12 protein-coding genes are annotated in these 11,813 nt (G+C 68.7%); 5 read left to right on the plus strand and 7 right to left on the minus strand.

Annotated features, from left to right (window positions below):
- Positions 1-8 precede the first annotated feature (8 nt).
- Positions 9-461 (plus strand): GNAT family N-acetyltransferase, encoded by a 453-nt coding sequence (locus tag ACZ7DL_RS21685; protein ID WP_470776034.1) that lies wholly within the window; start codon positions 9-11, stop codon positions 459-461.
- Positions 462-604: 143 nt separating this feature from the next.
- On the opposite strand, the gene ACZ7DL_RS21690 is transcribed toward ACZ7DL_RS21685, so the two are convergent.
- Complete coding sequence (locus tag ACZ7DL_RS21690; RefSeq protein WP_470776036.1) at positions 605-1,990, minus strand: serine hydrolase domain-containing protein; 1,386 nt, start codon at positions 1,988-1,990, stop codon at positions 605-607.
- 49 nt (positions 1,991-2,039) lie between these two features.
- On the minus strand, positions 2,040-3,518 hold the full coding sequence (dnaB, locus tag ACZ7DL_RS21695) for a replicative DNA helicase (protein WP_470776038.1): 1,479 nt from the start codon (positions 3,516-3,518) through the stop codon (positions 2,040-2,042).
- 481 nt (positions 3,519-3,999) lie between these two features.
- Between dnaB and ACZ7DL_RS21700 the strand changes: the two genes are divergently transcribed.
- Entirely contained in the window at positions 4,000-5,337 is a 1,338-nt protein-coding gene (locus ACZ7DL_RS21700; RefSeq protein WP_470776040.1) for an MATE family efflux transporter, read from the plus strand.
- 114 nt (positions 5,338-5,451) lie between these two features.
- Here ACZ7DL_RS21700 and rplI read toward each other — a convergent pair whose 3' ends face one another.
- The 4 genes from rplI to rpsF form a co-directional block, all read right to left on the minus strand.
- Positions 5,452-5,898, minus strand: a complete 447-nt coding sequence (rplI, locus tag ACZ7DL_RS21705; RefSeq protein ID WP_470776041.1) for a 50S ribosomal protein L9 — start codon at positions 5,896-5,898, stop codon at positions 5,452-5,454.
- 18 nt (positions 5,899-5,916) lie between these two features.
- Positions 5,917-6,153: a 30S ribosomal protein S18 gene (gene rpsR, locus ACZ7DL_RS21710; RefSeq protein WP_003949403.1), complete on the minus strand. Its 237-nt coding sequence runs from the start codon at positions 6,151-6,153 to the stop codon at positions 5,917-5,919.
- An 81-nt stretch (positions 6,154-6,234) separates the two neighbouring features.
- Entirely contained in the window at positions 6,235-6,813 is a 579-nt protein-coding gene (locus ACZ7DL_RS21715) for a single-stranded DNA-binding protein (protein WP_470776042.1), read from the minus strand.
- Positions 6,814-6,888: 75 nt separating this feature from the next.
- A complete protein-coding gene (rpsF, locus tag ACZ7DL_RS21720; protein ID WP_043502363.1) occupies positions 6,889-7,179 on the minus strand; it encodes a 30S ribosomal protein S6 in 291 nt (96 codons plus the stop codon).
- A gap of 283 nt (positions 7,180-7,462) precedes the next feature.
- On the opposite strand from rpsF, the gene ACZ7DL_RS21725 reads away from it, so the two are divergent.
- The 3 genes from ACZ7DL_RS21725 to ACZ7DL_RS21735 all read left to right on the plus strand — a co-directional run bounded on the left by ACZ7DL_RS21725 (position 7,463) and on the right by ACZ7DL_RS21735 (position 10,129).
- Positions 7,463-7,777, plus strand: a complete 315-nt coding sequence (locus ACZ7DL_RS21725; RefSeq protein WP_470776043.1) for a hypothetical protein — start codon at positions 7,463-7,465, stop codon at positions 7,775-7,777.
- A 118-nt stretch (positions 7,778-7,895) separates the two neighbouring features.
- The gene (locus ACZ7DL_RS21730) at positions 7,896-9,014 is read left to right on the plus strand and encodes a lipid II:glycine glycyltransferase FemX (RefSeq protein WP_470776044.1); all 1,119 of its coding nucleotides are present in this window, start codon (positions 7,896-7,898) and stop codon (positions 9,012-9,014) included.
- Between the two features lie 83 nt (positions 9,015-9,097).
- The gene (locus tag ACZ7DL_RS21735; RefSeq protein ID WP_470776046.1) at positions 9,098-10,129 is read left to right on the plus strand and encodes an alanine racemase; all 1,032 of its coding nucleotides are present in this window, start codon (positions 9,098-9,100) and stop codon (positions 10,127-10,129) included.
- A 77-nt stretch (positions 10,130-10,206) separates the two neighbouring features.
- Here the strand turns inward: ACZ7DL_RS21735 and ACZ7DL_RS21740 are convergent, their stop codons facing one another.
- Positions 10,207-11,760: a glycosyltransferase family 87 protein gene (locus ACZ7DL_RS21740; protein ID WP_470776048.1), complete on the minus strand. Its 1,554-nt coding sequence runs from the start codon at positions 11,758-11,760 to the stop codon at positions 10,207-10,209.
- Positions 11,761-11,813: the final 53 nt, after the last annotated feature.

Here is an 11,813-nt window from a genome sequence, read left to right on the forward strand (position 1 = left end):
GTGCGCGCATGGGAGATCTTGAAATACGCCCTGCGATCGCCGAGGACCTCCCGGCGATCGTCGCCATGCTCGCCGACGATCCGCTCGGGGCGCAGCGCGAGTCACCCGACGACCTGACCCCGTATAGAACCGCACTGGAACGGCTCGCCGCCGACCCGAACCAGCATGTCGTCGTCGCCGTACGCGAGGGCCGCGTGATCGGAACCCTCCAGCTCACGATCATCCCCGGCCTCTCGCACAAGGGGTCCACCCGCGCGCTCATCGAGGCCGTGCGTATCCACGCCGACGAGCGAGGCAGCGGACTGGGCAGCCTGCTGATCGAGTGGGCGATCGACACCTCCCGGCGGCTCGGCTGCCAGATGGTGCAGCTCACGTCCGACAAGTCGCGCACCGACGCCCACCGCTTCTATGAGCGGCTCGGCTTCAGCGCCTCGCACGAGGGCTTCAAGCTGCGGCTCTGACGGCGACCCCGGAGCTGCGGTTCTGGCCGCGGAACCGGAGCCGTGCCGCTGAACCGGAGCTGCCAGTCTCCCCGTCGTCAGAGCGCCGGATGCCGAGAGGGGTGTGTTTCACGTGAAACACACCCCTCTCGGCATCCGGGGGGCTAGCCGATGCCCCGCCACCCCTGCGGGTCCACACCCCCCGGCACCGCAGACTCAGGGGCGTAGGGCTGCCGTGTGAACACGAACGAGCCGAGGTCGAGGTGGCTCAGGGACCCGTCCGGGCGCCGTACGGGCCGCAGCACCTCACCGGCGTAATAACCCTCCAGCCCCGTCCAGGTGCCGTCACCGTTCGCGTGGAAGCGGGCCCTGCGGCCGCCGCCGGCCAACGGTGCCAGCGCCAGAAGACCGTCGGTGGTGGCGCGCAGCCCGACGGCGTGGGTGCCCCAGTACCACTGCCCCACCAGCTCCAGCACCGCCGGGTCGACCTCGCGCAGCGGCCGCCAGGGCTCCGGGATGCGTGGTTCCGTCTCGGCGACGATCCGGACGAGGTCCGCTCCCACCGCACCCAGCAGTGGTCCGCTGGTGCAGTTGGCGAGCACCACCGCGGCCACGTCGTCCTCCACGCTGATGGTGAGGTTCGCGAGGAAGCCCGGCAGCGAACCGGAGTGCCCGACGAGCAGCCGGCCGTCACGCCGCTGGATCTGCATGCCCAAGCCGTATGTGACGCCGTCCACCACGTCCGCCGCCTCGGCGGGCGCCGCCGGGGTACGCATCTCCCGCACCGATTCCGCGCTCAGGACCCGGTCGTCCCCCTGGGCCAGAAACGCGGCGAACCGCGCCAGGTCCCCGGTGGTCGACCACAGCTGACCGGCCGGCGCCATCCGGCCCAGGTCCTCCGTCGGCTCGGGCAGCATGGCGTCGGCCCACGGGTGCACGGCCCATCCACCCGCGTGCGGGGGCTCCGGCCGTACCCCGGTCCGGTGCAGGCCGAGCGGCTCCAGGATCTCGTTGCGCAGCACCTCCTCCCAGGGAGCGCCGCGCAGCTCCTCCACCAAGGCGCCGAGCACGGTGTAGCCGGGGTTGGAGTAGTGGTGCCGCCGGCCGACGGGATGCAACAGGGGCTGTTCCCCGAGCACATCCCTCAGCTCCGGCCGCAGGGAGCCGGGCGTCCGTTCCCACCAGGGTGCGGGTGACTCGGCCGCCAACCCCGCTGTGTGGGCGAGCAGTTCCGCGATCGTCGCCTCACCCGCGCCGGTGCCCGGCAGATGCTTCTCCAGCGGATCACCGAGATCGAGCAGGCCCTCGTCGCGCAGCCGCATCACCAGGACGGCGGTGAAGGTCTTGGTGATGGACCCGATCCGGTACTGCACGGTCTCGTCCGGCCCGTGCCCGTCCACCGAGGTCCGCGCCCCGTGCCACACAGCCCGCCCGCCCCGTACGACGGCGGCGACCAGTGACGGAGCCCGCCCTTCGGCCTGCGCGACGGCGATCCGGTGCAGCAGGGCACGCCGGGTGCCGGGAAGCAGTTCTTCCTGAGGTGTCGTCATGGGCCCAGTTCACCCGTTGCGGCGGCGGGCGTCGAATCCGTTTACCGGATCAGGTCTGGGCCATGTCCACGAAACGCGAGTAGTGGCCCTGGAACGCGACCGTGATGGTGGCCGTCGGACCGTTTCGGTGCTTGGCGACGATCAGGTCGGCCTCGCCCGCGCGCGGGGACTCCTTCTCGTACGCGTCCTCGCGGTGCAGCAGGATGACCATGTCGGCGTCCTGCTCGATGGAGCCGGACTCACGCAGGTCGGAGACCATCGGCTTCTTGTCGGTGCGCTGTTCGGGGCCACGGTTGAGCTGGGAGAGCGCGATGACCGGGATCTCCAGCTCCTTGGCGAGCAGCTTGAGGTTACGGGACATGTCCGAGACCTCCTGCTGGCGGCTCTCGGCGCGCTTGGAGCCGCCGGACTGCATCAGCTGGAGGTAGTCGATGACGACCAGCTTCAGGTCATTGCGCTGCTTCAGGCGCCGGCACTTGGCGCGGATCTCCATCATCGACAGGTTGGGGGAGTCGTCGATGTACAGGGGCGCGGCCGACACGTCCGGCATGCGGCGGGCGAGCCGGGTCCAGTCCTCGTCGGTCATCGTGCCGGACCGCATGTGGTGCAGCGCGACCCGGGCCTCGGCGGACAGCAGACGCATCGCGATCTCGTTGCGGCCCATCTCGAGCGAGAAGATGACGCTCGGGAGGTTGTGCTTGATGGAGGCGGCCCGCGCGAAGTCCAGTGCGAGGGTCGACTTACCCATGGCGGGTCGGGCCGCGATGACGATCATCTGGCCCGGGTGGAGGCCGTTCGTCAGCGAGTCGAAATCGGTGAATCCGGTGGGCACGCCCGTCATCTCGCCGCTGCGCGAGCCGATCGCCTCGATCTCGTCGAGGGCGCCTTCCATGATGTCTCCGAGCGGGAGGTAGTCCTCGCTGGTGCGCTGCTCGGTGACGGCATAGATCTCCGCCTGGGCGCTGTTGACGATCTCGTCCACGTCTCCGTCGGCCGCGTATCCCATCTGCGTGATGCGCGTACCGGCTTCGACCAGGCGGCGCAGGACGGCCCGCTCGTGGACGATCTCCGCGTAGTACTCGGCGTTGGCAGCCGTGGGCACGGTCTGGACGAGGCTGTGCAGATACGCGGCACCCCCGACCTTGTTGATCTCGCCGCGCTTGGTGAGCTCGGCGGCGATGGTGATCGGGTCGGCCGGCTCGCCCTTGGCGTAGACGTCCAGGATGGCCTGGTAGATCGTCTCGTGCGCGGGCTTGTAGAAGTCGTGGCCCTTGAGGATCTCGACGACATCGGCGATGGCGTCCTTGGACAGCAGCATGCCGCCCAGCACCGACTGCTCGGCGTCCAGATCCTGAGGCGGCACCCGCTCGAACGACGAACCCCCGCCGTCCCAGGCTCCGTTGTCCCGGCCCCGGTCGTGCTGATCGTCACGACCCCGGCCGCCGTCACTGCGCCGACGGGAGGCCGGCAGACGATCGCTGGGTCCGCTGTCGGCCCACGGATCGTCCAAGGGCTCGGAAATACTCACCGAGCCACCTCCTCCCGTCCGCACGGCGGACCTCGCCGTGTCCTCTTTTGTACGGCACGACACTGACAACTGAGAGGCCCAACTCCGGTTCTCACGCGTCGGATTTATGACGGTTCCCGGGCCGGAAGAAGGATGCTTGCCGGACCCGGAGAAGGAGCGGGCGCCGGACAACGGTAGGCCCCTCGGCACCGTCAGCCAATCTGGTTATCCACAGGCCATGTGGACGACCGCCCCGATGCTGTGGAGAACTCGGCGAAACCTGTGCACGACCCGGTGGACAGCCCTGTGAACAAGCCCTCTATCTCGTTATGAACGAGCCTGTGACCTGCACTTTTCCGATCCACCGGCTGTGCAGAAGAAAAACTTCCCCAGTCGGCTCAAGATCGCATCGAACGGTTCCCGAAAGGACACGACCCGAGAGGAGGAGTAAGGATCAAAAGCCAGTTGCATCTCTTACCTGTGGACGATTAGATTGATGCTCATGACACAGGCTCCAGCGATACCCCAGGCCACCCGACGGCGGCACGACCGAGAGATCGTCGCGCTGGCCGTCCCGGCCTTCGGCGCCCTCGTCGCTGAGCCTCTCTTCGTCATGGCGGACAGTGCGATCGTCGGCCATCTCGGGACCGCTCAGCTCGCCGGTCTCGGCGTCGCCTCGGCGCTTCTCACCACCGCTGTGAGCGTTTTCGTCTTCCTCGCCTACGCCACCACGGCCGCCGTGGCCCGCCGCGTCGGCGCCGGCGATCTCACGGCGGCCATCCGGCAGGGCATGGACGGCATCTGGCTCGCGCTACTGCTCGGCATCGCCGTCATCGCCGTCGTCCTGCCGCTGGCCCCCGGCATCGTGGGCCTGTTCGGCACTTCCCCGACCGCGGCCCCGTACGCGACCACCTATCTGCGCATCTCCGCGCTGGGCATCCCGGCCATGCTCATCGTCCTGGCCGCGACCGGAGTGCTGCGCGGCCTCCACGACACCAGGACCCCGCTCTACGTCGCCGTCGCGGGTTTCGTCGCCAACGCCGGGCTCAACGTGGGATTCGTCTACGGCGCAGGCTTGGGCATCGCCGGTTCGGCCTGGGGAACGGTCATCGCGCAGTGCGGCATGGCGGCCGTCTACCTGACCGTGGTCATACGTGGCGCCCACCGGCACGGTGCTTCCCTCCGGCCGGACGCCGCCGGTGTCCGCGCCTCGGCTCAGGCTGGCGTACCCCTGCTGGTCCGCACGCTCTCTCTGCGCGCGATCCTCATGATCGCCACCGCGGTCGCGGCCGGTCTCGGTGACGCCGACATCGCCGCGCACCAGATCATCCTGTCCCTGTGGAGCCTGTTGGCCTTCGCGCTCGACGCGATAGCGATCGCGGGGCAGGCCATCATCGGCCGCTACCTCGGAGCGGAGGACGCCCAGGGCGCGCGCGAAGCCTGCCGCCGCATGATCCAGTGGGGCATCGCGACCGGTGTCGTTCTGGGTCTGCTCGTCGTGGCCGCACGACCGCTGTTCCTGCCGATGTTCACCAGCGACTCCGTGGTGAAGGACGCGGCGCTGCCGGCCCTGCTGCTGGTGGCTCTCTCGCAGCCCGTCTGCGGGATCGTCTTCGTCCTGGACGGGGTCCTGATGGGCGCGGGCGACGGGCCGTATCTTGCCTGGGCCATGATCGTCACCCTGGCGGTGTTCGCTCCGGCGGCTCTGCTCGTCCCCACGCTCGGCGGTGGCCTCACCACGCTCTGGGCAGCGATGACGCTGATGATGACCATCCGCATGCTGACGCTGTGGCTGCGGGCCCGGTCCGGCAGCTGGATCGTGACGGGCGCGAGCCGCTGACCGTTTCACGTGAAACATGCCGTGGTGACCACCCCCGGCATGGGAAAGGGGCCGCGCCCACGAAGGGTGCGGCCCCTTTCACCGGCTCAAGCGAGCGCAGCGATCACGCGGCGATCAGGCCGAGACGACCTCGATGTTGACCTTGGCGGCAACCTCGGGGTGCAGACGCACGGACGTCTCGTGGGCGCCCAGGGTCTTGATCGGAGCGGACAGCTCGATGCGGCGCTTGTCGACCTCGGGGCCACCGGAAGCCTTGATCGCGGACGCGATGTCGGCCGGGGTGACGGAACCGAAGAGACGGCCGGCGTCGCCGGAGCGGACGGCCAGACGGACCTTCACGCCCTCGAGCTGGCCCTTGACCTGGTTGGCCTGCTCGATGGTCTGGATCTCGTGGATCTTGCGAGCACGACGGATCTGCTCGACGTCCTTCTCGCCACCCTTGGTCCAGCGGATAGCGAACTTCCGCGGGATCAGGTAGTTGCGAGCGTAACCGTCCTTGACGTCGACGACGTCGCCCGCGGCACCGAGGCCGGAGACCTCGTGGGTGAGGATGATCTTCATGAGTCGGTCACCCTTCCCTTATCGCGCGGTGGACGTGTAGGGCAGCAGCGCCATCTCACGGCTGTTCTTGACGGCCGTGGCGACGTCACGCTGGTGCTGCGTGCAGTTGCCGGTCACGCGGCGGGCACGGATCTTGCCGCGGTCGGAAATGAACTTCCGCAGCATGTTCGTGTCCTTGTAGTCCACGTACGTGACCTTGTCCTTGCAGAAAGCGCAGACCTTCTTCTTAGGCTTGCGCACAGGCGGCTTCGCCATGGTGTTTCTCCTGTGTGATCAAGAAGTTGGGGTACGACCCGCCTTCGACCGGCTCAGGCCCGGAAGGCCGGGCCCGAAGGCCTAGAAGGGGGGCTCGTCCGAGTAGCCGCCACCGCCGCCGGAGCCTCCGCCCCAGCTGCCGCCGCCCTGGTTGCCACCGGCCGGAGCGCCGGTCGCCCACGGGTCGTCGGCCGGAGCGCCGCCGCCCTGCTGGCCGCCACCGGGGCTACCGCCCCAGCCGCCGCCACCCTGGCCGCCACCGCCGCCGTAACCGCCCTGGCCACCGCGAGCGCCACCGGCGGTCTTGGTGACCTTGGCCGTGGCGTTGCGCAGGCTGGGGCCGACTTCCTCGACGTCCAGCTCGTAGACCGTGCGCTTGACGCCCTCACGGTCCTCGTACGACCGCTGCTTCAGCCGGCCCTGCACGATGACGCGCATGCCTCGCTGCAGCGACTCGGCGACGTTCTCCGCCGCCTGGCGCCAGACCGAGCAGGTCAGGAAGAGGCTTTCGCCGTCCTTCCACTCGTTCGTCTGACGGTCGAAGGTGCGGGGGGTGGACGCGACACGGAACTTCGCGACCGCCGCACCGGACGGGGTGAAGCGCAGCTCGGGGTCGTCGACAAGATTGCCGATGACCGTGATGACGGTCTCGCCTGCCATGGGGGAACCTCTCGGCGGGTTTGCTGCTGGCTGCTTGGTGCTACTCGAATCCCGAGATCAACTGAGCGGGAACGCTCAGTGCATCTCGGGGCGGAGGACCTTGGTCCGGAGGACCGACTCGTTCAGGTTCATCTGGCGGTCGAGCTCCTTGACGACCGCAGGCTCGGCCTGCAGGTCGATGACCGAGTAGATGCCCTCGGGCTTCTTCTTGATCTCGTAGGCGAGACGACGACGGCCCCAGGTGTCGACCTTCTCAACCTTGCCGCCGCCATCACGGACGACGGACAGGAAGTTCTCGATCAGCGGGGAGACAGCACGCTCCTCGAGATCGGGGTCGAGGATGACCATCACCTCGTAGTGACGCATGTGGAACCCACCTCCTTTGGACTCAGCGGCCACGGTCGTTCCGTGGCAGGAGGGTCGTGATGCGTACGCAACGGTATCGGCCGCCACTGACAATCTGGACTCCTCGGGGGAGCCGATCGTGTGGACGCTGTGTGACCTGGGCAGGTCTGGGCAGACACCAGTGCAGACGGTACAGACTACCCGCACACCCGCTTCCGGTTGAAATCCGGCCGTCGGGACCCACAATCTGTACACATCGGGTGTGTACGGCGCTACGATGCGCCGCCTTCCGCAGGAGGTGCCCATGGCACAGGCATTGCGACCCAACACCGCCGGTTCCCTCTTCGCCACGGACGGCAAGCCTCATCCGCTTCAGGACGCCCTGATGGCGGTGACGTTCGTCCTGGGCGTGCTGTCGTTCATCACGTCCTTCTTCCACAGCATCCACCTGCTGACCTCATGGGCGGGCCTGGTGGCGCTGGCCACCGGCGCCTACGGGCAGTGGATCTCGGAGACCACGAGGGAGCGGTTCTTCCTGATCCTGGGTCTCGGTGCCGCGGGTGTCGGTTTCCTGATCGGCATGGCTCACGGCGGACTGTTCGGCGGGCTCGTCGGCTGACCCCGCAGCGTTAACGCCCGTACGCCCAGTCGGGGCGCTCGCATGGCGCAGTAGGCTTCGGCGCTAGAGCCGGAGCCCCTGTACCCATGGGGACACACCAGCCCGAGGAGCGCCCCGAATGAGCCTGACCCTGAGGACCATCAGTCGCGAGCAGCATCTGGCCTTCATCCAGAGCCTGCCGTCGGCGAGCCACATGCAGGTCCCGGCCTGGGCAGATGTGAAGGCGGAGTGGCGCTCGGAGAACCTCGGCTGGTTCGACAAGAGCGGCCAGCTGGTCGGCGCGGGCCTCGTCCTGTACCGGCAGCTGCCCAAGATCAAGCGCTACCTCGCGTATCTGCCCGAGGGCCCGGTCATCAACTGGTTCGCACCGAACCTGGACGACTGGATCCAGCCGATGCTGGCGCACCTGAAGCAGCAGGGCGCCTTCTCGGTGAAGATGGGCCCGCCGGTGATCATCCGTCGCTGGAACGCGGACACCATCAAGAGAGGCATCCAGGACCCGGACGTCAAGCGGCTGCGCGACCTGGAGGCCGACTTCATCGAGCCGCGCGCCTTCGAGGTGGCCGACAAGCTGCGCCGCATGGGCTGGCAGCAGGGCGAGGACGGCGGCGCCGGCTTCGGCGACGTGCAGCCCCGCTACGTCTACCAGGTGCCGCTGGCGAACCGTTCCCTGGAAGAGGTCCACAAGAACTTCAACCAGCTGTGGCGCCGCAACATCAAGAAGGCGGAGAAGGCCGGCGTCGAGGTCGTCCAGGGCGGCTACCAGGACCTGGCCGAGTGGCAGCGGCTGTACGAGATCACGGCCGTCCGTGACCACTTCCGGCCCCGCCCGCTGTCGTACTTCCAGCGCATGTGGACGGCCCTCAACACCGAGGACCCCAACCGGATGCGGCTGTACTTCGCCCGCCACAACGGCGTGAACCTGTCCGCGGCGACGATGCTGATCGTCGGCGGGCACGTCTGGTACTCCTACGGCGCCTCCGACAACATCGGCCGCGAGGTCCGGCCTTCGAACGCGATGCAGTGGCGGATGCTGTGCGACGCCTACGCGCTCGGCGCCACGGTCTACGACCTGCGCGGCATCTCCGACTCGCTGGACGAGACGGACCATCTCTTCGGCCTGATCCAGTTCAAGGTCGGCACGGGCGGCCAGGCCGCCGAGTACCTCGGCGAATGGGACTTCCCGCTGAACAAGCTGCTCCACAAGGCGCTCGACATCTACATGTCGCGCCGCTGAGCCGCGGGCGTTTGATTCCATAGGCTTCACAGCTGTCACACCTCCGATTCACCACAGCCACGAGAAAGGTCCCGGGTCCGGCCATGGCGCTCACGCTCTACGTCGACACCGCGCGCTGGCGGGCGCACCACAAGCACGTGCAGGAGCAGTTCCCGGGCCTCGTCCCGGTCTGCAAGGGCAACGGCTATGGCTTCGGGCACGAGCGGCTGGCGGAGGAGGCCACGCGGCTCGGCGCGGACCTGCTCGCCGTCGGTACGACGTACGAGGCGGCGCGCACCAAGGACTTCTTCGGCGGCGACCTGCTGGTGCTGACGCCGTACCGGCGCGGCGAGGAGCCCGTGCCGCTGCCCGACCGGGTCATCCGCTCGGTGTCGTCGGTCGACGGCGTGTACGGCCTCGTGGGCGCCCGTGTCGTCATCGAGGTGATGTCCTCGATGAAGCGGCACGGCATCAGCGAGCAGGACCTGCCGCAGCTGCACCAGGCCATAGAGAACGTCCGGCTGGAGGGCTTCGCCATCCACCTGCCGCTGGACCGCGCAGACGGCTCGGACGCCGTCGAGGAGGTCATCGGCTGGATGGACCGGCTGCGCGCGGCCCGGCTGCCGCTGCACACGATGTTCGTCAGCCACCTCAAGGCCGACGATCTGGCCCGGCTCCAGCAGCAGTTCCCGCAGACCCGGTTCCGCGCCCGCATCGGCACGCGCCTGTGGCTGGGGGACCACGACGCCACCGAGTACCGCGGTGCCGTCCTGGACGTCACGCGCGTGGCGAAGGGCGACCGGTTCGGCTACCGGCAGCAGAAGGCGGCCTCCGACGGCTTCCTGGTGGTCGTGGCGGGCGGTACGTCGCACGGCGTGGGCCTGGAGGCCCCGAAGGCCCTGCACGGCGTCATGCCGCGCGCCAAGGGCGTCGCCCGGGCCGGCTTGGCCACGGTCAACCGGAACCTTTCCCCGTTCGTCTGGGGCGGCAAGCAGCGCTGGTTCGCCGAGCCGCCGCACATGCAGGTGTCGATCCTCTTCGTCCCCTCGGACGCCCCCGAGCCGAAGGTGGGCGACGAACTGGTGGCCCATCTGCGGCACACCACCACCCAGTTCGACCGGCTCGTGGACCGCTGAGTCCGCCGAGGACAGCGAAAAGGCCGTATCCGCTTCCGGATACGGCCTTCTTCAGACCTCGTCGGCGAGGTGTTCGCTCAGAGCGAACCGTCCCGCTGGGACAGCGTTTCCGGCCGCCCCCAGTCCACCTGAGGACCCTCGAACCGGCCTGCGTGCTGCGGCGGATGGGTCCCCGCCCCGAGCACGAACGCGTCCTCCGCGCCGTCGAGCGCTCCGCCCGAGGGATCGTCGTCGCCGGACCGGCGCACCACGTCCCGCTCCGGCATGAGGATGTCCCGCACCACGACCGCACACAGGTACAGCGTGCCCACCAGATGCACCACGATCGCCCAGTGGTAGCCCTGCGTCGGCAGACCCTTGTGCGCCTCTCCGCTGGTCGTGTAGGCGAGGTACATCCAGATACCCAGGAAGTACGCCACCTCGCACGCCTGCCAGATCAAGAAGTCCCGCCACTTGGGCCGGGCGAGGACCGCCAGCGGCACCAGCCACAGGACGTACTGCGGGGAGTAGACCTTGTTGGTGAGGACGAAGGCCGCCACCATCAGGAAGGCCAGCTGGGCGAAGCGCGGCCGGCGCGGGGCGGTGAACGTCAGCGCCGCGATGCCCAGGAAGCACAGCACCACCAGCACCGTGGCCGCGTTGTTGACGAAGGCGGTGGTAGGCGGATTGCTGGAGTTCTGCGCCCAGATCAGCCAGAAGGAGCCGAAGTCGACGCCGCGCTCCTTGCTGAAGGTGTAGAACTTCGCCCAGCCCTCGCGGATGTGGAAACCCGTCGCGTCGTGCGTGAGCATCACGGGCAGATTCACCACGAGCCAGGCGCCGAACGCGCCGGCCACGGCCTGGAAGAACTCCCGCCACTTGCCGGCCCGCCAGCACAACACCAGCAGGGGGCCGAGCAGCAGCACGGGATACAGTTTGGCGGCCGTGGCGAGCCCCAGGAGGACCCCGAAGGCGAGGGCCCGCCCCCGCGACCACATCAGCATCGCGGCGGCCGTCAGCGCCACCGCCAGCAGGTCCCAGTTGATGGTCGCGGTCAGCGCGAAGGCGGGTGCCAGGGCGACCAGCAGACCGTCCCAGGGACGCCTGCGGTGGGTACGGGCCACACAGACGGCGATGACGGCGGTGCACACCATCAGCATCCCGGCGTTGACGAACCAGTACCACTGCTCCTGGTGCTGGATGGAGCCGCTGTGCGGGGTCAGCCAGGAGGCCACCTCCATGAACACACCGGTCAGCACCGGGTACTCGAGGTAGTCCATGTCGCCCGGGAGCTTGTCGAAGTACGGCACGAGATGGTCCGCGAACCCACGGCCCTGGTAGAGGTGCGGGATGTCCGAATAGCAGGCGTGCGTGTACTGGCTGCTCGCGCCGAAGAACCACGCGCTGTGGTAGCAGGGCGCCTTCTGGACCAGGCCTAGGGCGAACATACCGATCGCCACGAGCGCCACGACCCGTACGGGCGTCCACCACGAGGTCCCCAGCAGGGCGTGCCGCCCCAGGGGACCGCCGATCAGCTCACTGCCGGCGGCGGCGACCTCGTCCTCCCTGGTCGGCTGCACCGGTTCTGCCGTGGCGGGCCGCACGGGCTCAGGGTCGTGCATGCTCGCGGGCGTCATCTCTGCACTGGGCATGGGGCACATCCTGCCGTACCCGGCCAGGAATACGCCGAGGGCCGCCGCACCTT

Source organism: Streptomyces sp. NPDC036984 (assembly GCF_055607665.1).